Source organism: Pseudomonas sp. MM227, from assembly GCF_947090715.1.
GTDB lineage: Bacteria > Pseudomonadota > Gammaproteobacteria > Pseudomonadales > Pseudomonadaceae > Aquipseudomonas > Aquipseudomonas baltica.
The window spans coordinates 1,040,354-1,060,582 of the sequence record NZ_OX352319.1; the positions used below are offsets into that span (position 1 = coordinate 1,040,354).

The window sequence follows — 20,229 nt, forward strand, 5'->3', positions numbered from 1 at the left end:
GGCCATTGTGAAGCGCGGCGCGGTATAAGAAAAAGCAATAGTGCTGATCACTCATTAGGAAATCTGATGTTCGATTACAAGCTGCTCGCCGCGCTGGCCGCTGTGGTGGAGCAAACGGGCTTCGAGCGCGCCGCGCAGGTGCTGGGCCTGTCGCAGTCGGCCGTGTCGCAGCGGATCAAGCTGCTCGAGGCGCGGGTGGGTCAGCCCGTGCTGATTCGCGTCACGCCGCCGGCACCCACCGATATCGGCCGCCGCCTGCTCAACCATGTGCAGCAGGTACGCTTGCTCGAGCGTGACCTGCAGGGGCAGGTGCCGGCGCTGGATGAGCAGGGCATGCCCGAGCGCCTGCGGATTGCCTTGAACGCGGACAGCCTGGGCACTTGGTGGGCCGGCGCGGTCGCGGATTTCTGCATTCGCGAGCAATTGCTGCTGGACCACGTGGTGGAGGATCAGGACGTCGGGCTCAAGCGTATGCGCGCCGGTGAAGTGGCCGCCTGCCTGTGTGCCAGTGAGCGGCCCCTGGCCGGGGCGCGCAGCCTGTTGCTGGGGGCCATGCGCTATCGCGCGCTGGCCAGCCCCGAGTTCATGGCTCGGCATTTTCCCGCAGGCTTCGAACCGGCCCATCTGCCCCGCACGCCTGCGCTGGTGTTCGGCCCCGACGATTATCTGCAACATCGTTTTCTGGCGTCGCTGGGGCTGGCGGAAGGTTTTCTCCATCACCTGTGCCCGTCGTCGGAAGGGTTCAACCGATTGGCCAAGGCCGGGATGGGCTGGGGCATGGTCCCCGAGCTGCAGGTCGAGGATGCACTGGCTGACGGCAGCCTGATCGAGATCGTAGCCGGGCATCCGGTGGACGTACCGTTGTACTGGCATCACTGGCGCAACGGTGGGCAATTGCTCGAGCGCCTCACCCGGCATCTGCGCGAGGGCGCCGCAAGCTGGTTGGTGCCGCTGTGAGCCCTGCGTGCGTCTACCGCTAGCGGCCCGGTCGCCTGCAGCCAGGGTGCCGGGCAGCGAGTGACCTCGAAGAACGCTGCAGGACCTTCCCGAGGTCGTGCGGCGGTAACACATTGAACGATGCACAGCGGAGCAATTCATGAAGATTCTGGTTACCGGCGCAAGCGGCTTCATCGGCGGGCGCTTCACGCGCCTGGCGTTGGAGCAGGGGCTTGAAGTGCGCATCAACGGTCGCCGGGCCGAAGGGGTGGAGCATCTGGTACGACGCGGCGCACAGTTCATGCAGGGCGACCTGCTCGACCCCGACCTGGCCAAGCGCCTGTGCATCGGCGTCGACGCCGTGGTCCATTGCGCCGGTGCCGCAGGTACCTGGGGCCGCGCCCAGCTGTTCCAGCAGGCCAATGTCGAGGTCACCGAGAACGTCGTCGAGGCCTGCCTCAAGGAGCACGTGCAGCGGCTGGTGTATCTGTCTTCGGCAGCGGTCTGTTTCGACGGTCGCAGCCACCTGGCAGTCAAGGAAGAGCAGGTACCGGGACGTCTGCGCGGGCATGCCGCGCGCAGCAAATGGCTGGCCGAGCGCAAGGTGCTCGGCGCTGCCGAGTTCGGCCTGGAAACCGTTGTGCTGCGAGCACATCGGGTGACCGGTGCGGGCGACGGGCAGCAGTTCGCGCGGTTGATCGAGATGCAGCGCAAGAATCGCCTGCGGATCATCGGCGACGGCTTGAACAAGGTCGACTTCACCAGCGTGCAGAACCTCAACCAGGCACTGCTGGGCGCTCTGACGGCGGGCGATACCGCGCTCAACCAGGTCTACAACATCAGCAATGGCGCGCCGATTCCGCTGTGGGACGTGATCAACTACGTGATGCGTCAGCTGGAGTTGCCCCAGGTACGTCGCTACCGCGACTTCGGCCTGGCCCACGTCAGTGCTGCGGTGTGCGAGTCGGCGTGCCTGCTCTGGCCCGGCCAACCCCGACCGCGCTTGTCGCGTTTTGAAGTCCAGGCCTTGCACGAGCATTTCACCCTGGATATCAATCGCGCCCGGCATTACCTGGGCTACGAGCCACGCACGTCCGTGTGGGCATCGCTGGATGAATTCTGTGGCTGGTGGCGTGCCCAGGGCACGCCCGGCGGTTGAGCCAATCGCCCGGGTGGTCGGCCAGTGCCCGCCGTTGCAAGGGTATACTCGCGGTCCTGGCCATTACCCCGTGACACAAAGGTTTCTCACATGCGCAAAGATGCTCCCGACGACTTCGACGACAATCTGCCCAGTTTGCGTGGTGATACCCGCGACGATCACGAGTTTGCCCCAGTGGGCGGCGGGCGCGATCGCGACGCGTTGTACTCGCGCAACACGCCGGTGGTGCGCGTCAAGGCGCCCAGCACGGGTGCGCTGTGGGCGCTGATCGGCGCGTTGTTCATCGCCCTGGGCGGCCTGGGCTGGTGGAGTTTCCAGCAGATCAACCTGATGGAGCAGCAACTGGTAGCGACTCAGGAAAGTTTTGCGCGCATCAGCGAAGAAGCGGCGGGGCGCTTGCAGGACATCAGCGGCAAAGTAGCCAACACCCAGTCCACTGCCGTATCGGGTAGCGAAGCGCTGCGGGCCGAAATCAAGCAGTTGCAGGACCAGCTGGCGCAACAGACTCAGCAACAGAGTGGCGTGGCCGGCCAGCAGAGCACCTTGCAGACCCGTCTGGAACAGGCCGCGTCTCAGGTGGCTGCGCAGCAGACGCTCAACGAGCAATTGCAGACGCAGTTGAAGGCGCTGGCGACCGAGCTTGCGACGTTGAAGCAGGCACAGCCGGACACCGGCAAGTTGCAGGCACGTCTGGACAGCGTGGACGGCGAGCTAGCCGCGTTGAAGAAGAGCAATCCGGGCGCGCAGCTCGAACGCCTGGAGCAGGATCTCATCGTGCTCAAGAGCGAGCAGGACAATCGACCGGCCACCACCAGTGGCCCCAGCATCAGTGAGTTCGATGCGTTCCGCGGACAGGCCACGCGCAGCTTGAACACGCTGCAGAGTCAGGTGCAGAACCTGCAGCAGCAGATCAGCCAGCTGCGACGCTGAACGGCCGGGCACGCCTGGCGGCGGCCCGGCCTGCCGCTTACATGCGCGGGTAGTCCAGGTAGCCTGCGGCGCCCTTGGCGTAGAACGTTTCGGGGTGTGGCTCGTTCAATGGCGCGTCGGCCTGCAGGCGTTCCGGCAGGTCGGGGTTGGCGATGTACGGAACGCCGAAGGCCACGGCGTCGGCAATGCCATTGGCCAGGGCGGCGTTGGCCGACGCCTTGTCGAAACGCTCGTTGACGATGTACGGACCGCCAAACGCATCACGCAGTTGCGCGGCCAGGCTGTCCTCGCCTTCCTTCTCGCGGGCACAGATGAACGCGATGCCGCGCTTGCCCAGTTCGCGGGCAACATAGGTGAAGGTTTCGGCACGGTTGCCGTCGCCCATGTCGTGCAGGTCGGCACGTGGCGAGAGGTGCATGCCGACACGGTCGGCGCCCCAGACGTCGATGGCCGCATCGGTCACTTCCAGCAGCAGCCGTGCACGGTTTTCCAGGGAGCCGCCATAGGCGTCGGTGCGCTGGTTGGTGCTGCTCTGCAGGAACTGGTCGAGCAGGTAACCGTTGGCGCCGTGGATTTCCACGCCATCGAAGCCCGCAGCCTTGGCGTTCTCTGCGCCCACTCGATAGGCCTCGACGATGTCGGCGATTTCAGCGGTTTCCAGTGCCCGTGGGGTTTCGAAACCGGTGATCGGACGCACCAGGCTGACGTGGCCGTCGGCGGCGATTGCGCTGGGGGCCACCGGCAGCTCGCCGTTCAGGTATTGCGAATGCGAGATCCGGCCCACGTGCCACAGCTGCAGCATGATCCGGCCACCGGCGGCGTGCACGGCCTGGGTGACGTTGGCCCAGCCGCGAACCTGGTCGTTGGACCAGATGCCAGGGGTGTCCGGGTAGCCGACGCCCATGGGCGTCACCGAGGTCGCTTCGCTGAGGATCAGCCCGGCGCTGGCGCGTTGCACGTAGTAGTCGGCCATCATCTGGTTGGGCACGCGGCCCTCGTCGGCGCGGCAACGGGTCAGCGGTGCCATGATGATGCGGTTCGGCAGTTCCAGTGCGCCGAGCTTGATCGGGTCGAAAAGTGTGGTCATGTAGGACAGCCTCTATCAGTGAGTGACGGGTGCCAGGTCCGGCGTCCGGGTCTGGCGAAAAGTGATCAGGGTGACGATCAGGGCAAGCACGGCCAGCGCTGCGGCGGCCAGCGGCACGCTGGTCAGGCCCAGGCCGCCGGCGATGACGGCGCCGCCGATCCAGGCGCCCAGGGCGTTGCCGACGTTGAAGGCACTGATGTTCAGGGTCGACACCAGGTTGGGCGCCGACTTGCCGAAGGTCACCACGTTGATCTGCAGCGCAGGCACGGCGGCGAATGCCGCGGCGGCCCAGAGGAATAACGTGATTTCGGTCGGGATGACGGCCACTGCGGTCCAGCTCAGCGCGGTGGACACCACGGCCATGGCCGCGAAGACCCCGATCAGGGTGGCACCCAGGCGTCGATCGGCCAGCTTGCCGCCGATGATGTTGCCCACGGTCAGGCCCAGGCCGATCAGCAGCAGGGTGTAGGTGACCCCGCGCGGTGATATGCCGGTGACATCACCCAGCAGCGGCGCGATGTAGGTGAACAGGGTGAACATGGACGCGGCGAACAGCGCTGTCATGCTCAGCGACAGCCAGATGCCGGCGCCCTTGAGCGCCGACAGTTCGGCGACCATGTCCAGCTTGGCTTCTTCGCGATTGCCTGGCAGAAAACGCAGCAGACCGATCAGCGCGATCACGCCGATCAGGGTGACCACCCAGAACGTCGAGCGCCAGCCCGCCGCCTGGCCCAGCGCAGTGCCCAATGGCACGCCCAGCACGTTGGCCAGGGTCAGGCCGGTGAACATCAAGGCCACCGCCGAGGCACGCTTGTTGGGTGCCACCAGCCCTGCAGCCACCACCGAGCCGATGCCGAAAAAGGCACCGTGGGACAACGCAGTAACCACCCGAGCGAACATCAGCACGTTGTAGTCGCTGGCGATGGCGCAGAGCAGGTTGCCGACGATGAAGATGCCCATCAGCACCACCAGCGCGGCCTTGCGCGGCAGGCGCGCGGTGGCCAGGGCCATGAACGGCGCGCCGATGGCCACGCCCAGGGCGTAGCCGGTGACCAGCCAGCCGGCGCTGGGAATGCTGACGCCGAGGTCGCCCGCCACATCGGGCAACAGGCCCATGATGACGAACTCGGTGGTGCCGATCGCGAAGGAGCTCAGCGCCAGGATCAGCAGAGATAAAGGCATGAAAAAATCCTTGTCAGAGCTGTGCGCTCATTTGCGCGAGAAACGCCTGGATGACGTCCTCGTTGCGTTTGAAGAAGTGCCACTGGCCAACCTTCTTGCTGCTGATCAGGCCGGCCCGTTGCAGGGTGGCCAGATGCGCCGAGACGGTTGACTGCGAGAGGCCGCAGCGTTGGTCGATCTGCCCGGCACATACACCGTTTTCGGTGCTGTGGTGCTGATCGGGAAACTGCCCCTGGGGATCCTTGAGCCACGCCAGGATTTCCCTGCGCACGGGGTGGGAGAGGGCTTTTATTATTTCGTCGAGATCGAGGGACATGACGTACTCGGCTTATATCGGGACGAGGCGAAATATATATCTGTATTTCGCGATATACAAATATGAATGTGTGCTAACGACGGGTCATTCGGCTATATCGGGTTATAACGATACAGTCGCAATGGTGCTAAGCTGCGCGGCATGAACTACCTGGCACACCTTCATCTCGGCGGTCCTGCACCTGAGCAACTGCTCGGCAGCCTCTATGGCGATTTCGTCAAAGGCCCGCTGGCAGGGCGCTTCAGCGCACCCATGGAGGCCGGCATTCGCCTGCATCGGCAGATCGATGCATTCACCGACAGTCACCCGCTGGTGCTACGCGCCATCGGCCGCTTCCCGGCCGAACGGCGCCGCTATGCCGGGATCATCGTCGATGTGTTTTTCGATCATTGCCTGGCGCTGCACTGGGCGGACTATTCCCGGCAGCCGCTGACGGCGTTCACCGACCATGTCTATCGGGTGCTGGCAGCCGAAGCCGAGCTGCCGGGGCGGCTGGCGGCCATGGCGCCGCACATGATCGCCGAGGATTGGTTGGGGTCGTACCGGGATTTCCAGATCATCGAGCGGGTGCTGCAGGGGATCTCACGGCGGTTGTCCAAGCCCGAAGGGCTGGCTGGGGGGTTCGAGGAAGTACGAGCCCTGTACGCGCCACTGACCGAAGATTTCCGCGCGTTCTATCCGGTGGTGCAGGGGTTCGCGCGGGAGAGGCGGTGACTGTACTGACGTATTCGCGGGCGGCGAGCCCTCTGCCCGCGAATGACGCAACTCGGAACACCAGACTCACGCCGCCTGCCGCAGCTCCTCAACCTCCCCGAACAACGCGAAGCGCACTGCCTCCTGAGCCTCATAGGCCAGCGCCGCGCGTTCCTTGCCCAGGCTGGCGATCGGTGTCAGCACCTGGATCAACACCTGCCCGCGGGGCTGAGCAAAGATGCGCAGCAAGTGCGACAGCAGATCATCATCGCCCACAAACGGCGCGATCGGATCCAGCTCGCCGTCACGCTGATAGCGGATCGCGATCGGCTGCACCGGCACCCCCGCGTCTATGGCGCTGGACATCAGCCGCCCATGGAACGTACGCAGGCTGTGACCATCGGTGGTGGTGCCCTCGGGGAAGATCATCAGGTCCAGATCGTTGCGCAAGTGCTGGGTCATCTGCCGCCGGATCAACTGGCTGTCGCCCGCGCCGCGACGAATGAACAACGTGCCGGCCTTGAGCGCCAGCCAGCCGGCCACTGGCCAGGTACGCACTTCGGCCTTGGACAGGAACGAAAGCGGCGCCAGCATGCCGAGCAGAGGGATGTCGGTCCAGGAAACATGGTTGCCGACCCACAGCATGGGCTTGTGCGGCAACTCGCCCTGCACGGTTACCTCGAACGGCAGCGCGTTGCTCAGGCGCACCATGAACCAGCGCGACCAGCGCTGGCGACGGCCCATGCAGTCGGGCAGGCGCAGCCGCTCCAGCAGGCTGAACATCGCGGCCAGCGCCAGGCCCAGGCCGATCACCCAGAGCAGGCGCAGGATGCGCGCGTACACGCGCCAGCGCGGCATCACACAGCCGCCTTGAAGTGGCGAGCGTAGCGCGGGCATAGATCGTCGCGCTTGAGCAGGATGAACACGTCGGCAACCTGGAAATCCGGGTCCCAGCATGGCTCGCCACAGATCTTCGCGCCCAGGCGCATGTAGGCCTTGAGCAGCGGCGGCAGTTCGGCAATGACGTTGCCTGGAATGTCCAGGCTGGGCAGGGGCATCTTCGGCTCGGCGCGCAAGTGCTCGGTGCACAGGTAGCGCTCGCGCAGACGCTGCATGATCGCCTGCGCCTGGATGCCGCCATCCTGCATCGGGATGCTGGCACAGCCCATCAGGTAGTCGTAGCCACCTTCGTTCAGCACCTCCGCCAGCTCGCCCCAGAGCACCGCGATGGTGCCGCCGTTGCGGTAGGCGGGGGCCACGCAGGTGCGCCCGATTTCCAGGATCGAGCCTTGCAGGTGGCGCAGGCCGTGCAGGCTGAATTCTTCTTCGCTGTAGAAGCGCCCCAGCCGGTCGGCAGCGCGGTGGTCGAGCAGGCGTGTGGTTGCTACCAGTCGCCCGGTGGCCAGGTCGCGCACTCCGATGTGCTGGCAATGGGCATCGTAGTCGTCGATATCCAGACCCTGCTCGGCGCTCTTGAGTTTGGCGTTGAGCTCGGTGCTGAACACGGCGAAGCGCAGGGCCTGGGCCTCGTGCAGAGCTTGCGGGCCGACAAGTCGTTCGGCGTGCAGACGGCGTTCGGTACGGGTGTCGCCAGAGCGTGCGATCTGAGTCATTGCAAGTCTCCAAAAGCCGGCCGGTGAGTGCGGCAGGTCGATTTTGCTAGGCATGGCCAGCCTAGGAAGGCCCGGTGTCATCACCATGAAGCTTTGGTGATGCTTGCGTGACAGCCCTCGACTGCCATACGCCACACAACTCTTGCAGCGAACGGCTGTCATACCCGCACTGCACACTCGCTCCAACCTCGATCACGAGCCTTCCCCGCATGCCGCGTCTGCTTATCCTGTCGATCTCTCTGCTGTGCGCGTTACCGGTGGGTGCGCAGAATTGGCCATCCGAGCGATGGAGCCAGGCACCGGCACCGGCGTCGCCGGCCATTGCCGCTCTGGAGCAATACGCGTTCGTCGCCCGCGATGACGCCGTGCGCGAAGGCGTGCGCACCGATGCGCTGCTGGTGGTCCGCGACGGCGAGATCGTCTACGAGCGCTACGCCGGCCCCGGTGCTGCCGACCGGGTACATGCCACCTGGTCGATCAGCAAGAGCCTGCTGGCCACGGTAATGGGCGTGGCCTATGGCGAAGGGCGTTTTGCCCTGCAGGATGCCGCCGCCGACTATTTCCAGCCCCTTGCCCAGCACCGCGATATACGCGTGCAGGACCTGTTTCACTGGGCGTCGGGGCTGGACTGGCAGGAAGACTACGAATATGCACCGCTCAATTCCTCGGTGGTGGCGATGCTCTACACCCGTGGTCAGCGCGACATGGCCAGCTATGCCGCCAGTCACGGGCGTGCCTACCCGCCCGGCGAACATTTCCGCTACTCCAGTGGCGACAGCAATCTGCTCGCCGCAGCGCTGCGCAACATGGTCGGCCTGCACGAGTACCCGGACTATCCCTGGCAGGCGTTGTTCACGCCTCTGGGTATCGACCAGGCGGTGTGGGAAACCGATGCCAGCGGCACATTCGTCGCCTCGTCCTATGCCTACCTGACCGCGCGCGATCTGGCCCGGGTGGGCCTGCTGATGCAGCGCGATGGCCAATGGCGTGGCCGGCAATTGCTGCCGCAGGCGTGGGTGGCCTTCAACCGCACGCCGTTCGCCCCGAGTGAGCACGTTGCGAGAGAGCCCGCAGCAGGCGCGCACTGGTGGCTCAACAGCAATATGGCCTGGCCCCATGCTCCGCGCAGCACCATGGCGGCACTGGGGCATTGGGGGCAGGCGCTGTACGTGCTGCCCGAGCAACGCCTGGTGGTGGTGCGCTATGCCGACGACCGCGATGGCAGCTTCAGCCACGATGCGCTGTTGCAGCGGATCGTGGCCGCCTTCGCCGCACCGGGTGGCCAATGAGCACTGGCAAGCGCGCCTGGGCGGCGCTGGGCCTGCTGCTGTCGCTGGCGGCGGCCACTTGGCTGTGGCACGAACGCACGCAGTTGCTGGCCTTTCCCGACATTCTCAGCGCCTTTTCAGCGAAGGAATACTGCTCGTGCCGCTATGTGCTGCAAAACAGTGCCGACTACTGTCAGAGCTACATCAAGCAGTATCTGCCGCTCAGCAGCCTGAGCGAGGACGCTGGCCAGCGGCGGGTTCTGGCCAGCGGCCTGGGGCGCAGCAATACGGCGGCCTGGGTTGGGCCACGGCAAGGCTGCCGCTTGATTCCCGGGAGCGACGGATGAACCGGCCCGAACCTGGTCTGCCTGCACCCGCCACCGATGTCTCCATCCACCTGGTTACAGGACTGCCCATGCGTGAATCGAACGGCTTGCAAGCGACCCTATCTGTCATGCAGGGGCGCTGACATGGGCGGGCCGGTGTTTCCGTGGCGCGAGAGCAGCGAATTCGAGTTGCTGATCGACGGGCCGCAGTTCTTCCCGCGCATGCTCGAGCGCATCGGCCAGGCCGAGCACGCGATCGATCTGGAACTGTACCTGGTGGAGGCCGGCGCCTGTGCCCAGGCCGTGGTCCAGGCACTGCACGCGGCGGCCGCACGGGGCGTGCATGTACGCTGCCTGTTCGACCACTACGGCTCGCTGGCCTTCACCGCAGAACTGCGCGCGCAGTTGACCGACGTTGGGGTGGAGCTGCGTTTCTACAACCCGATCAGTTGGCGCCGGGGCGTGCGCAACCTCTACCGCGACCATCGCAAACTGTTGCTGGTGGACCAGCAATGGGCGATGGTCGGCGGCACTGGTGTCACCGACGAGTTCTGGCAGCCAAATGAAAGTGTCAGCGAATGGCATGAGGTGATGGTGGCCATGACGGGCACCTTGGTCGCTGACTGGCAGATGCTGTTCGACCGCCAATGGCGCGCCAACCTGCGGCGCACCGCCTGGCGTCCGCCTACCCATTTCGGCTTGGCGCGCGTGCCACCCATGCCCGACGGCGGCCAGGGGCTGGGGCGGGTCGCCTACGCCGATGCCCGGCAACATCGCGACATTCTGCAGTCACTGGTGCGCGCACTGAACAGCGGACAGCGCCGCATCTGGCTGGCGACACCTTATTTTCTGCCGACCTGGAAGGTCCGCCGCTCGCTGCGTCGCGCCGCCAGCCGCGGCATCGACGTCAGGCTGTTGCTCACCGGTCCGCGCACCGACCACCCATCGGTACGCTATGCCGGCCATAACTATTACCCGAAGTTGCTCAAGGCCGGGGTCAAGATCTATGAATACCAACCCTGTTTCCTGCACTTGAAAATGGTCTTGATCGACGACTGGGTCAGTGTCGGTTCGTGCAACTTCGACCATTGGAACCTGCGCTTCAATCTGGAAGCCAACCTCGAAGCGCTGGACCCTGGCTTGACTGCGGCGGTGGAACGCAGCTTCATCACCGACTTCGCCGCCAGCCATGAAGTCAGCCTGGCCGATTGGCGCCGTCGGCCGTTCTGGGGGCGGGTTCAGCAACGCATTTTCGGCTGGATGGATCGCCTCAGCGTGGCGGTGTTTCGGCGCCGGGGCTGAGGCCGCCCGACAACCGTGGCCTCATGCGGGGCAGGGCTCTACACTGTCGCGCAACTGCGCACAGGACACCTCAGTGACTTCCAGCATTTTCTGGTACGACTACGAAACCACCGGTATCAACCCGCGCTGCGATCGGCCCTTGCAGGTCGCCGGCATCCGCACCGATGCAGACCTCAACGAGATCGCCGCGCCGGTCAACCTGTACTGCCAGCCCAGCGACGATATTCTGCCGCACCCGGCAGCCTGCATGATCACCGGCATCACTCCGCAGCGCCTGGCCGATCGCGGCCTGAGCGAGGCCGACTTCATGACCCGGGTCCACGCCCAGCTGGCGATGCCCGGTACCTGCGGGGCCGGCTACAACACCTTGCGCTTCGACGATGAAATGACCCGCTACAGCCTCTATCGCAACTTCTTCGACCCCTACGGTCGCGAGTGGCAGGGTGGCAACAGCCGGTGGGACTTGATCGACGTGGTTCGCGCTGCCTATGCGCTGCGCCCCGAGGGCATCCACTGGCCGCAGGTGGACGGACGGGCGAGCATGCGCCTGGAGCTGCTCACGGCCGCCAACGGCATCGACCATGGTCAGGCGCACGATGCGTTGTCCGACGTGCGTGCAACCATTGCGCTGGCGCGCTTGATTCGCCAGTGCCAGCCTCGGCTATACGATTGGCTGTTCCAATTGCGTGGCAAACAACGGGTGCAGGAAAACATCCAGCTGTTGCAGCCGCTGGTACATGTTTCCGGGCAGTTCGGCGCAGCGCGACGCTATGCCGCAGTGGTGTTGCCATTGGCTTGGCATCCAAAGAATCGCAATGCCTTGATTGTCTACGACCTGGCTCATGATCCGCAGCCGTTGATCGAGCAAAGTATCGAGGTATTGCAAGAGCGTCTGTACAAACGCCGCGAGGACCTCGCGGAGGGCGAGGCGCCATTGCCTTTGAAACTTCTGCACATCAATCGCTGCCCGGTAATAGCCCCGCTTGGCGTACTGCGCGACGAAGATTGGCAACGCCTGAATCTGGACAAGCCGCTTTATCAAGCTCGGGCAATGCGTTTGTGCGATGCCCAACCGCAATGGCATTACAAATTGTCACCGTTGTATCAAGCGCAGGCGTTTTCCGAGAGTGTCGATCCGGAACAACAGTTGTATGACGGGTTCATCGGTGACCGCGACCGGTTATTGTGCGAACAGATTCGCACATTGGATCCAGAACAGTTGGCGACAGCTCAGTGGGTATTCGATGACGAACGCCTGCCTGAATTGTTGTTCCGCTACAGGGCGCGCAACTTTCCGCATACCCTGAATCCTCTTGAAACACAGCGTTGGTTGCAATTCTGCCAACAGCGCCTGAGTGATCCACTATTGGGCGCGCCCAATACTCTGCAAGGTTTCAATGCCGCGCTGGTCGACTGCATGGTCAAGGCCGATCCGGCGCAGACCCAGGTGCTGAATCACTGGCAGACCTACGCGCAGGCACTGGCGGCGCGCCTGGGCCTACAGCCGACTTGAATTGAAGTCGCGGCCATAAAAAACGCCAGTCACAGGACTGGCGTTTTTTTATCTACAGGCTGTGATCTACAGACTGCGATCCAAACGATGTAGCGATCAGCCGAGGAAACTGGCCCAGCTTTCGACCACGTCACCACCCCATTTGGCTTTCCATTCTTTCAGGGTCTTGTGGTTGCCACCCTTGGTCTCGATGACTTCACCGTTGTGCGGGTTCTTGTATTGTTTGACCTTGCGCGCGCGCTTGGTGCCGGTAACTTTGCCTGTGGCAGGGCGCGGTGCCTTGTTCAACTTGGCTTCCGGATCCAGCAGGGCAATGATGTCACGCAGTGATTTCTGGTATTCGCCCATCAGGGTACGCAGTTTGCCTTCGAATTCCAGTTCGGTTTGCAATTTGTCGTCTTCGGACAGGTTCTTCAGGCGTGCCTGAAGCTCTTTGATAGCCTCTTCGGTTGCGCGATATTCGTTGATCAGGGACATGGTCATACCTCGGTAATGCAAGTGTCAGTGGAAACAGTGTCGTGATAATAAGCATCCACCGAGGCCAAGTAAACATTTAACGGAAACACTGCGTTGATACCGACAGTGCCTGCAAACTCGAGGTGAATGATTTTTCATGTCATTACCGGGCAGATCTATTTAATACCTGTGACTCCATCGACAGTGTGCCGGCCGACCCGTTCGGTGGAGCGGGGCGGGTGTGCGACACGCTTGAAAGGCTGCAATCAATACTGCAGATTCGGCCGTCAGCCGCTAGAATGGCGCCCTTTGCGAAGTTTCTGGAGTTTGAATACATGCGCACTTTTCGGCTGGTGACCGCTTGCCCGGACCGCGTTGGCATCGTTGCCAAAGTCAGCCATTTCCTGGCGTCCCACAACGGCTGGATCAGCGAATCGAACCACCACTCCGATGACCAGAACGGCTGGTTCTTCATGCGCCACGAAATTCGTGCCGACACCCTGCCGTTCGACATCGACGCCTTCCGCGAAGCCTTCGCGCCCATCGCCGAAGAGTTCGCCATGGAATGGCGGGTCACCGACACCGCGCAGAAGAAGCGCGTGGTGCTCATGGCCAGCCGCGAATCCCACTGCCTGGCCGACCTGCTGCACCGCTGGCACAGCAACGAGCTGGACTGCGACATCGCCTGCGTGGTGTCCAACCACGACGACCTTCGCAGCATGGTCGAATGGCATGGCATTCCCTACTACCACGTGCCGGTCGACCCTCAGGACAAACTGCCGGCGTTCGCCGAAGTCTCGCGCCTGGTCGATCAGCACCAGGCCGATGTCGTGGTACTGGCGCGTTACATGCAGATTCTGCCACCGCAGTTGTGCCAGGCCTATGCCGGCAAGATCATCAACATCCACCACAGCTTCCTGCCGTCTTTCGTCGGCGCCAAGCCTTACCACCAGGCCTCGCTGCGCGGCGTGAAACTGATCGGTGCCACCTGTCACTACGTCACCGAGGAGCTGGACGCCGGCCCGATCATCGAGCAGGACGTGGTTCGCGTCAGCCACAGCGACAGCATCGACGACATGGTGCGCTTCGGTCGCGATGTCGAGAAAATGGTTCTGGCCCGTGGTCTGCGCTATCACCTCGAAGACCGCGTGATGGTGCACGGCAACAAGACCGTAGTCTTCAGCTGAGCATGGACGAGCCGGGCGACAAGGCCAGTGCCAAGCCGTTGCCGGTGCTCGGTGCGGGCTGTGCGAGCCGCTTCGATCCCGAGGCGCTGAGCGAGGAGCACGGCACCGATTTTCCGGGTGCCGAGGCGTTGTGGGCGCAGCAGCTGCGGGAACAGCCGCAGGGCGAGCCTGCCAGCGACGTCGACACGCCCGCTGCGGTCAAGCCTGGCGGGCCCGCAGCAGCTTGTTGAGCAAGGGCTTGCCCAACAGGGCGACGAACACCGGGCCGCCGGCGATCAGGTAGAAGTAGTAGGTGACCAGCCGCCAGATCAGAATGGCGGCGGCAGCGGTCGACTTGCCTACCATGGGCGCCAACAGGGCGGCCGAGGCCAGCTCGGCGGCGCCCGCGCCGCCGGGCAACAGGCTGAACTGGCCGGCGCTCAGGGCCAGCATCTGAATCAGAAAGCTCCACGCCCAGTCCACCTCGCTGCCCAGCCCCTGCAAAGTGAAATACAGCACGCTGTAGCGCAGCGTCCAGTGCACGCAGGTCAAGGCAAACACCTGGGCAAGCACGCGGCGCGGCAGGCGGAAGTTGTCAGCGAAAGCGTCGAGAAAATGCAGCAGTTTGCGCGCCCAGCGCCGTCGTGTGGCGGGCTTGATGCGCAGCAGTTGCAGGAGCCGGCCGTTGATCTTGATCACCGGGCGGTGATAGCGCGCCAGTACCGCACAGGCGATCAACGCGCCCGTCATCAGAACTCCGCTGGCCAGCAGCATGCTTTCCAGTGCCTGGCTGAGGTTGTGAAACAGCGCGTAGACCAGAATGCACAGCAGGGCGAAGAAGAAGAACATCAGGTCGTTGAGCTGGTCCATGGCGAACACGGCGCTGGTCTTGGCCGCGCCGATGCCCTGGCGTCCCAGCAAGGCCAGTAGGGTCAGTGGTGCGCCGCTGCCGCCCGGGGTGGCGCAATAGGCGAACTCTGCCGCCATCACTACCGCAACCGTCTTCAGCCGACCGATGCGTGCGGCCTGCTCGGCCAGCAGCAGCCGCAGGCGCATGGCATTCACCACCCAGCCGACGCAGATCATGCCGAACATGCCCAATAGCAGAAGCAGCGAGAACCCGCGCAGGCGCTGGAGCATTTCGCTGCCGCCCATGACGATGGGAATGAGCACGGCGACGGCGATGATCAGAACCAGCCACAGCATACGACTCATGGTAGGCGAGTCGTCGCGAGGTTCGCGGGAGGGGAAAGGCGAGTGCGCTGCATGGAAGAGTCCGTATGGGCCGGCGTCGGGCCGTCGTGGGCGAGATGATAGCCGCGTCGGCGCGATTCGTCAGCGACTTGGGTTCGCGGTTAGATCAGTGGGTCATACGTGCACTCAGGGGCCTCTTCGCGGGCAGAGCCCCGCTCCCACAGGGAACACCCCCCTTGCCCTGTGGGAGCGGGCTCTGCCCGCGAAGAGGCCGGCACTGATTCACCCAGGATTTTTTCCTGCACACCGGCCGGTTTGGCATTACGCTGGGTCAGGCTTCATTGAATAACAGCAGAGGTGCAACATGACGGATGCCCGACACGTATTGTTCGGTGCCGACCTGAGCGGCGAGCCAGTGGGTCTGGACCTGCGCCTGGCCAACCGCCACGGTTTGATTGCCGGCGCCACCGGAACCGGCAAGACGGTCACCCTGCAGCGCCTGGCCGAGGCTTTCAGCGAGGCCGGAGTGGCGGTGTTTGCCGCCGATATCAAAGGCGATCTGTGCGGCCTCGGCGCCAGCGGCAATCCGCAGGGCAAGATCGCCGAGCGGATTGCGCAGATGCCATGGCTGGATTACCGCGCTCAGGCCTGTCCGGTCACCCTCTGGGACATCCATGGGCAATCCGGCCATCCGTTGCGTACCACGCTGAGCGAAATGGGACCGCTGCTGCTGGGCAGCCTGCTGGAACTCACCGACAGCCAACAGTCCGCGCTGTACGCCGCCTTCAAGGTAGCCGACCGCGAAGGCTTGCTGCTGCTCGACCTCAAGGATCTCAAGGCGCTGCTCAACCACCTCCGGGACAACCCAGAGCTGCTCGGTGACGACAGCGCGCTGATGACCACGGGCTCGAGCCAGGCACTGTTGCGCCGCCTTGCCACGCTGGAGCAGCAGGGCGCCGAGGCGCTGTTCGGTGAGCCGGCGTTGCGCCTGGAAGACATTCTGCACCCGGACGCCGACGGCCGTGGTCGCATCCATTTGCTCGACGCCAGCCGCCTGGTGCACGAGGCGCCGAAAGTCTACGCCACGTTCCTGCTGTGGCTGCTGGCTGAGCTGTTCGAGCAATTGCCCGAACGCGGCGACGCCGACAAGCCGTTGCTGGCGCTGTTTTTCGACGAAGCCCACTTGTTGTTCAACGGCACCCCCAAAGCCCTGCAGGATCGCCTGGAGCAAGTGGTGCGGTTGATTCGCTCCAAGGGCGTCGGCGTGTACTTCGTCACCCAGTCCCCCAGCGACCTGCCCGATGCGGTGCTGGCCCAACTGGGCCTGCGCATCCAGCACGGTCTGCGGGCGTTCACCGCCCGAGAGCAGAAAGCGCTTAAGGCGGTTGCCGAAGGTTTCCGCCCCAACCCCGCGTTCGACACCCTGGCGGTGCTGACCGAGCTGGGCACCGGCGAGGCCTTGGTCGGAACGCTGGAGGAGAAAGGCACCCCGGCGATGGTCCGGCGCGTCTCGATCGCGCCGCCGCAGTCGCGTATCGGCCCGCTGACGGGCGCCGAGCGTGCCGCCGTGGTCCGCAACTCTGCACTGGCCGGGCGCTACGATCAGCCGGTGGACCGCGAGTCCGCCTATGAACTGCTGACCGCGCGCAAGCTGGCGCCCGCCGCGGACCCTGCACAGCCGCCCGCGCCAAGCCTGGCCGACAAGGCCGGCGAGTTTCTCAGTGGCGCGGCGGGGCAGGCATTGAAGTCAGCGGTGCGCCAGGCGGCCAACCAGTTCGGTCGCCAGTTGGTCCGCGGCTTGATGGGGTCTTTGCTGGGCGGCAGCAAGCGCAAGTAGCGTCACCGTTTTCCCACCCATGCAAAAAGGCGCCCGCGGGCGCCTTTTTGCAACTGTCGCTCATTACCTACCCGACCAGTTGGCTCGCCAACCAGAACAGTCCAGCCGCCAGGCCCATGGAGGCCGGCAGGGTCAACACCCATGCCAGCATGATGGTGCGCACCGTGCCGCCCTGCAGCCCGCTCTTGTTGGCCACCATGGTACCAGCGACCCCCGAGGACAGGATGTGGGTAGTCGACACCGGCAAGCTGAACACGTTGGCTGCGCCGATGGCGCACGCTGTGACGATCTGCGCCGACATGCCCTGGGCGTAGGTCATGCCTTGCTTGCCGATCTTCTCGCCGATGGTCAGCACCACGCGTTTCCAGCCGACCATGGTGCCGGTGCCCAAGGCCAGGGCCACGGCCAGGATGACCCAGAACGGCGAGTATTCGGTGGTTGCGGTGAGGTCCTTGCGCAGCTTCTCGAGGTCGGATTTCTCACGCGGCTCCAGTGCTGGCAACTTGCCGACCTTCTTCGCCGTGTCATCCAGGCAGAGCAGGTAGCGACGCACTTCGATGCGACGCTCGGCCGCCAGCGAATGGTAGTCGGAGACACCTTCAAGCGTGCTCAACAGCGCTGCGATGGTAGGTTCGGTCTGCTGCGGATTGCAGCTGAACTTCTCTGGCAGATCGCCCTGCTGGGCTTTGCCCAGCGCCAGGAACTCACCCAGGGTGGCCTGGTTGCGCTGGTAGAACTGGCTCAAGTGCTGGGTCGCGTCGCGGGTCCGCTCGATCTGGTAGGTGGTCGAGTTCAGGTCAAGTACGAACTGCTGCGGGACGATACCAATCAATACCAGCATGATCAGGCCGATGCCCTTCTGGCCATCGTTGGAACCGTGCACGAAACTCACGGCCATGGCCGACAACACCAGCACCAGGCGATTCCAGAACGGTGGGTGCTTCTTGTCGTCCAGTTTGCGCCGCTGCTCCGGGGTCTTGTGCATCTTGGACGCCGGACGCCACCATTTCAGGCCGATCAGCACCAGGGCCGCCGCCACGAAGCCGGCGATGGGCGAGAACACCAGCGAGGCGCCGATGTCGATTGCCTTCTGCCAGTTGACGCCGTCGCCCAAGGGGATGTCGTTGATCAAGGCATTGGCCAGACCCACGCCCAGGATCGAGCCGATCAGGGTGTGCGAGCTCGAGGCCGGAATGCCGAAATACCAGGTGCCCAGGTTCCAGGTAATGGCCGCGGCCAGCAGCGAGAACACCATGGCCAGGCCATGTCCGGTGTTGACGTTGATCAGCAACTCCACCGGCAGCAGGTGGACGATCGCGTAGGCCACGCCAACGCCGCCCAGCAGCACGCCGAGGAAGTTGAAGATACCGGACAGGAATACGGCCAGGTGCGGCGGCATTGCCTTGGTGTAGATGACTGTGGCCACCGCGTTGGCGGTGTCATGAAAGCCGTTGATGAATTCGAAGGTGAGAACAAACGCCAGCGCTAAGAACAGGCTGACCAACACCCACGCATCCAGTGCGCTGAATAATTCGATCATGAAGGTTTTGTGACCGGGCCATTGAGGGGGCGCGATTATGCCAGAAATCGAGGCGTTATGACCCCCCAGGCGCTGACCGGTGGGTCCGCTTTTCCGGCATTCAGCAGGCAGTGGCGAGGGCTGACGCCAATGCAGCAGGCACCTTGGCCCCGAAAATTCGGGCTCTCGGTAGCAGGCAACGTCCCGCATACAACCCTGAATAATTCAAACGGGCGTATGAAATCTGTCGCCACATGACGCATTTTTGATGGCAATTGACGTGGCAGGGCCGGCGCGGTGCGTCGTGCCACGTCAATATCAGGCGTTAGGCTGTTGCAGGTCTTTTTCGATCTTCTGGATCTCTTCCTGAAACGCCAGGTCGACAATACTGGCGCGTTTGCGCCAAGGCTTGCGTTCGGGTTCCGGCTGAGCGGCGTAGGTGGTGATCTCGCCGCCGTAGACTTCCTTGTAACGTTGTTCCTGGCGCTCCAGTTGCGCGCGCAGTTCGTCTTTCGTCACATTCATTACTCTGATAATTGGAAAGTTGAAACCCGCGGATAGGGCTTCATAAGCAACATGCCGGTCGGCGACCGCATTGTAGCGGCTCGCGGAGTTAACGGGACACGTAGGCCTGTCATCGGATGTGTATCGCGTCACTCGACACACATTGAGAAAGCGTAAACAGCGATAAGTTTCAGAACTGCCCACGAAGCGCCCGTGCCGCAGGTTTGCGATTATCGCCCGGTGGTTCGATAATCGCCCTCGATCGGTTCCGAAGAATCCAGAGGGCAGTACGATGAACGAACACACTCCACCGGCAGGCTCGACAGCGCCTCAGCGAACGGCGTTCAGCTCTCTGGCTCCGCCGATCGTCGCATCGCCGGCCAAGCGCATCCAGGCGTTTACCGGCGATCCCGACTTCATGACCTCGTTGGCCCGTGGGCTTGCGGTGGTTCAGGCGTTCCAAGAGCGCAAGCGACACCTGACCATTGCGCAGATTAGCCACCGCACCGAAATTCCGCGCGCCGCCGTAAGGCGCTGCCTGCATACGCTGATCAAGTTGGGCTACGCCACCACCGATGGGCGCACCTACTCGCTGCTGCCCAAGGTCCTGACCCTGGGGCATGCCTACCTGTCATCGACGCCCCTGGCGGTGTCGGCGCAACCGTATCTGGATCGCATGAGCGAGCAGTTGCACGAAGCCTGCAACATGGCCACGCTCGAAGGCGACGATATCCTCTACATCGCGCGCTCGGCCACGACCCAGCGGCTGATCTCCGTGGACCTGTCGGTGGGCGGCCGGCTGCCGGCGTATTGCACCTCCATGGGCCGCATATTGCTCGCCGCGCTCGACGACGCCTCTTTGCACGAATACCTGCAGCACACCGACCTTGCACCCAAGACCAGCCGTACCTTGACCAGCAAGGTGACCCTACTCGAATGCCTGGAGCGGGTCCGCCAGCAGGGGTGGTGCATCGTCGATCAGGAGCTGGAGCAGGGCCTGCGCTCGATTGCCGTGCCGGTGTACGACGCGTCGGGGCAGGTGCTGGCCGCGCTCAACGTCAGCACCCACGCCGGGCGGGTGACGCGGGTGGAACTGGAGCAACGCTTCCTGCCGATCATGCTGGCTGCCAGCCGCGACTTGAGTGCGCAACTGTTCGCTTGAACCATCGTGGCCAGCGTGGGCATTGCAGTGTGCGGTGACCGCACACATCTGCAGGTGCGCGATTGA

The 20,229-nt window shown here is 63.9% G+C and carries 21 protein-coding genes; 12 read left to right on the plus strand and 9 right to left on the minus strand.

Annotation, left to right across the window (positions count from 1 at the left end):
• The first annotated feature begins 66 nt into the window (after positions 1–66).
• From ONG87_RS04665 to ONG87_RS04675, 3 genes are all read left to right on the plus strand, one after another.
• The gene (locus ONG87_RS04665; RefSeq protein WP_122479434.1) at positions 67–957 is read left to right on the plus strand and encodes a LysR family transcriptional regulator ArgP; all 891 of its coding nucleotides are present in this window, start codon (positions 67–69) and stop codon (positions 955–957) included.
• Between the two features lie 139 nt (positions 958–1,096).
• Complete coding sequence (locus tag ONG87_RS04670; RefSeq protein ID WP_264382295.1) at positions 1,097–2,095, plus strand: NAD(P)-dependent oxidoreductase; 999 nt, start codon at positions 1,097–1,099, stop codon at positions 2,093–2,095.
• A gap of 90 nt (positions 2,096–2,185) precedes the next feature.
• Positions 2,186–3,025 carry an ATPase gene (locus ONG87_RS04675; RefSeq protein WP_264382296.1) on the plus strand — a complete coding sequence of 280 codons (840 nt, stop codon included), beginning with the start codon at positions 2,186–2,188 and terminating at the stop codon, positions 3,023–3,025.
• A gap of 37 nt (positions 3,026–3,062) precedes the next feature.
• Here ONG87_RS04675 and ONG87_RS04680 read toward each other — a convergent pair whose 3' ends face one another.
• Genes ONG87_RS04680 through ONG87_RS04690 form a run of 3 tightly spaced genes read right to left on the minus strand, consistent with a single transcriptional unit; the run spans position 3,063 to position 5,610 of the window.
• On the minus strand, positions 3,063–4,112 hold the full coding sequence (locus ONG87_RS04680; RefSeq protein ID WP_122479431.1) for an alkene reductase: 1,050 nt from the start codon (positions 4,110–4,112) through the stop codon (positions 3,063–3,065).
• A gap of 15 nt (positions 4,113–4,127) precedes the next feature.
• The gene (locus tag ONG87_RS04685; protein ID WP_122479430.1) at positions 4,128–5,294 is read right to left on the minus strand and encodes an MFS transporter; all 1,167 of its coding nucleotides are present in this window, start codon (positions 5,292–5,294) and stop codon (positions 4,128–4,130) included.
• 13 nt (positions 5,295–5,307) lie between these two features.
• The gene (locus ONG87_RS04690) at positions 5,308–5,610 is read right to left on the minus strand and encodes a helix-turn-helix transcriptional regulator (RefSeq protein WP_043186925.1); all 303 of its coding nucleotides are present in this window, start codon (positions 5,608–5,610) and stop codon (positions 5,308–5,310) included.
• Between the two features lie 141 nt (positions 5,611–5,751).
• Here ONG87_RS04690 and ONG87_RS04695 point away from each other — a divergent pair, with 141 nt between their 5' ends.
• Positions 5,752–6,324, plus strand: a complete 573-nt coding sequence (locus ONG87_RS04695; RefSeq protein ID WP_192053630.1) for an ACP phosphodiesterase — start codon at positions 5,752–5,754, stop codon at positions 6,322–6,324.
• A 66-nt stretch (positions 6,325–6,390) separates the two neighbouring features.
• On the opposite strand, the gene ONG87_RS04700 is transcribed toward ONG87_RS04695, so the two are convergent.
• Both ONG87_RS04700 and olsB read right to left on the minus strand, forming a co-directional pair.
• Positions 6,391–7,161, minus strand: coding sequence for a lysophospholipid acyltransferase family protein (locus ONG87_RS04700; RefSeq protein ID WP_264382297.1), 771 nt, complete (start codon positions 7,159–7,161; stop codon positions 6,391–6,393).
• Complete coding sequence (olsB, locus tag ONG87_RS04705; RefSeq protein ID WP_185794009.1) at positions 7,161–7,916, minus strand: L-ornithine N(alpha)-acyltransferase; 756 nt, start codon at positions 7,914–7,916, stop codon at positions 7,161–7,163. Before olsB ends, ONG87_RS04700 begins: the two co-directional genes overlap by 1 nt.
• Before the next feature lie 209 nt (positions 7,917–8,125).
• Here olsB and ONG87_RS04710 point away from each other — a divergent pair, with 209 nt between their 5' ends.
• The 4 genes from ONG87_RS04710 (at position 8,126) to sbcB (ending at position 12,325) form a co-directional block, all read left to right on the plus strand.
• Positions 8,126–9,205, plus strand: a complete 1,080-nt coding sequence (locus ONG87_RS04710) for a serine hydrolase (RefSeq protein WP_264382298.1) — start codon at positions 8,126–8,128, stop codon at positions 9,203–9,205.
• Entirely contained in the window at positions 9,202–9,531 is a 330-nt protein-coding gene (locus ONG87_RS04715; protein ID WP_122479425.1) for an amidase, read from the plus strand. The genes ONG87_RS04710 and ONG87_RS04715 overlap by 4 nt, the downstream gene beginning before the upstream one ends.
• A 123-nt stretch (positions 9,532–9,654) precedes the next feature.
• A complete protein-coding gene (locus ONG87_RS04720; RefSeq protein ID WP_264382299.1) occupies positions 9,655–10,812 on the plus strand; it encodes a phosphatidylserine/phosphatidylglycerophosphate/cardiolipin synthase family protein in 1,158 nt (385 codons plus the stop codon).
• 73 nt (positions 10,813–10,885) lie between these two features.
• The gene (gene sbcB / locus ONG87_RS04725; protein ID WP_264382300.1) at positions 10,886–12,325 is read left to right on the plus strand and encodes an exodeoxyribonuclease I; all 1,440 of its coding nucleotides are present in this window, start codon (positions 10,886–10,888) and stop codon (positions 12,323–12,325) included.
• A gap of 96 nt (positions 12,326–12,421) precedes the next feature.
• Here the strand turns inward: sbcB and mvaT are convergent, their stop codons facing one another.
• Complete coding sequence (gene mvaT, locus ONG87_RS04730; RefSeq protein ID WP_122479728.1) at positions 12,422–12,802, minus strand: histone-like nucleoid-structuring protein MvaT; 381 nt, start codon at positions 12,800–12,802, stop codon at positions 12,422–12,424.
• A 314-nt stretch (positions 12,803–13,116) separates the two neighbouring features.
• On the opposite strand from mvaT, the gene purU reads away from it, so the two are divergent.
• Complete coding sequence (purU, locus tag ONG87_RS04735) at positions 13,117–13,968, plus strand: formyltetrahydrofolate deformylase (RefSeq protein ID WP_192175578.1); 852 nt, start codon at positions 13,117–13,119, stop codon at positions 13,966–13,968.
• Positions 13,969–13,970: 2 nt separating this feature from the next.
• Positions 13,971–14,198, plus strand: coding sequence for a hypothetical protein (locus ONG87_RS04740; RefSeq protein ID WP_264382301.1), 228 nt, complete (start codon positions 13,971–13,973; stop codon positions 14,196–14,198).
• Here the strand turns inward: ONG87_RS04740 and ONG87_RS04745 are convergent.
• On the minus strand, positions 14,167–15,162 hold the full coding sequence (locus ONG87_RS04745) for a lysylphosphatidylglycerol synthase transmembrane domain-containing protein (protein ID WP_264382302.1): 996 nt from the start codon (positions 15,160–15,162) through the stop codon (positions 14,167–14,169). The two genes, ONG87_RS04740 and ONG87_RS04745, sit on opposite strands and share 32 nt — an antisense overlap.
• Before the next feature lie 343 nt (positions 15,163–15,505).
• On the opposite strand from ONG87_RS04745, the gene ONG87_RS04750 reads away from it, so the two are divergent.
• On the plus strand, positions 15,506–16,978 hold the full coding sequence (locus tag ONG87_RS04750) for a DUF853 domain-containing protein (protein WP_264382303.1): 1,473 nt from the start codon (positions 15,506–15,508) through the stop codon (positions 16,976–16,978).
• A 67-nt stretch (positions 16,979–17,045) separates the two neighbouring features.
• Here ONG87_RS04750 and ONG87_RS04755 read toward each other — a convergent pair whose 3' ends face one another.
• Both ONG87_RS04755 and ONG87_RS04760 read right to left on the minus strand, forming a co-directional pair.
• Positions 17,046–18,518 (minus strand): inorganic phosphate transporter, encoded by a 1,473-nt coding sequence (locus tag ONG87_RS04755; RefSeq protein ID WP_122479418.1) that lies wholly within the window; start codon positions 18,516–18,518, stop codon positions 17,046–17,048.
• A gap of 297 nt (positions 18,519–18,815) precedes the next feature.
• Positions 18,816–19,016, minus strand: a complete 201-nt coding sequence (locus ONG87_RS04760) for a hypothetical protein (RefSeq protein WP_122479727.1) — start codon at positions 19,014–19,016, stop codon at positions 18,816–18,818.
• A 277-nt stretch (positions 19,017–19,293) separates the two neighbouring features.
• On the opposite strand from ONG87_RS04760, the gene pcaR reads away from it, so the two are divergent.
• Positions 19,294–20,163 (plus strand): pca regulon transcriptional regulator PcaR, encoded by an 870-nt coding sequence (pcaR, locus tag ONG87_RS04765; RefSeq protein WP_264382304.1) that lies wholly within the window; start codon positions 19,294–19,296, stop codon positions 20,161–20,163.
• Positions 20,164–20,229 lie beyond the last annotated feature (66 nt).

What these genes read in the sequence shown, in the direction of transcription:
- ONG87_RS04755 (WP_122479418.1), bottom strand. Translation starts at nt 18,518, where the DNA reads ATGATCGAATTATTCAGCGCACTGGATGCGTGGGTGTTGGTCAGCCTG.
- ONG87_RS04690 (WP_043186925.1), bottom strand. Translation starts at nt 5,610, where the DNA reads ATGTCCCTCGATCTCGACGAAATAATAAAAGCCCTCTCCCACCCCGTG.
- pcaR (WP_264382304.1), top strand. Translation starts at nt 19,294, where the DNA reads ATGAACGAACACACTCCACCGGCAGGCTCGACAGCGCCTCAGCGAACG.
- ONG87_RS04720 (WP_264382299.1), top strand. Translation starts at nt 9,655, where the DNA reads ATGGGCGGGCCGGTGTTTCCGTGGCGCGAGAGCAGCGAATTCGAGTTG.
- ONG87_RS04680 (WP_122479431.1), bottom strand. Translation starts at nt 4,112, where the DNA reads ATGACCACACTTTTCGACCCGATCAAGCTCGGCGCACTGGAACTGCCG.
- ONG87_RS04710 (WP_264382298.1), top strand. Translation starts at nt 8,126, where the DNA reads ATGCCGCGTCTGCTTATCCTGTCGATCTCTCTGCTGTGCGCGTTACCG.
- ONG87_RS04745 (WP_264382302.1), bottom strand. Translation starts at nt 15,162, where the DNA reads ATGAGTCGTATGCTGTGGCTGGTTCTGATCATCGCCGTCGCCGTGCTC.
- ONG87_RS04665 (WP_122479434.1), top strand. Translation starts at nt 67, where the DNA reads ATGTTCGATTACAAGCTGCTCGCCGCGCTGGCCGCTGTGGTGGAGCAA.
- ONG87_RS04750 (WP_264382303.1), top strand. Translation starts at nt 15,506, where the DNA reads ATGACGGATGCCCGACACGTATTGTTCGGTGCCGACCTGAGCGGCGAG.
- ONG87_RS04695 (WP_192053630.1), top strand. Translation starts at nt 5,752, where the DNA reads ATGAACTACCTGGCACACCTTCATCTCGGCGGTCCTGCACCTGAGCAA.
- purU (WP_192175578.1), top strand. Translation starts at nt 13,117, where the DNA reads ATGCGCACTTTTCGGCTGGTGACCGCTTGCCCGGACCGCGTTGGCATC.
- ONG87_RS04670 (WP_264382295.1), top strand. Translation starts at nt 1,097, where the DNA reads ATGAAGATTCTGGTTACCGGCGCAAGCGGCTTCATCGGCGGGCGCTTC.
- ONG87_RS04715 (WP_122479425.1), top strand. Translation starts at nt 9,202, where the DNA reads ATGAGCACTGGCAAGCGCGCCTGGGCGGCGCTGGGCCTGCTGCTGTCG.
- mvaT (WP_122479728.1), bottom strand. Translation starts at nt 12,802, where the DNA reads ATGTCCCTGATCAACGAATATCGCGCAACCGAAGAGGCTATCAAAGAG.
- ONG87_RS04740 (WP_264382301.1), top strand. Translation starts at nt 13,971, where the DNA reads ATGGACGAGCCGGGCGACAAGGCCAGTGCCAAGCCGTTGCCGGTGCTC.
- ONG87_RS04685 (WP_122479430.1), bottom strand. Translation starts at nt 5,294, where the DNA reads ATGCCTTTATCTCTGCTGATCCTGGCGCTGAGCTCCTTCGCGATCGGC.
- ONG87_RS04700 (WP_264382297.1), bottom strand. Translation starts at nt 7,161, where the DNA reads ATGCCGCGCTGGCGCGTGTACGCGCGCATCCTGCGCCTGCTCTGGGTG.
- olsB (WP_185794009.1), bottom strand. Translation starts at nt 7,916, where the DNA reads ATGACTCAGATCGCACGCTCTGGCGACACCCGTACCGAACGCCGTCTG.
- ONG87_RS04675 (WP_264382296.1), top strand. Translation starts at nt 2,186, where the DNA reads ATGCGCAAAGATGCTCCCGACGACTTCGACGACAATCTGCCCAGTTTG.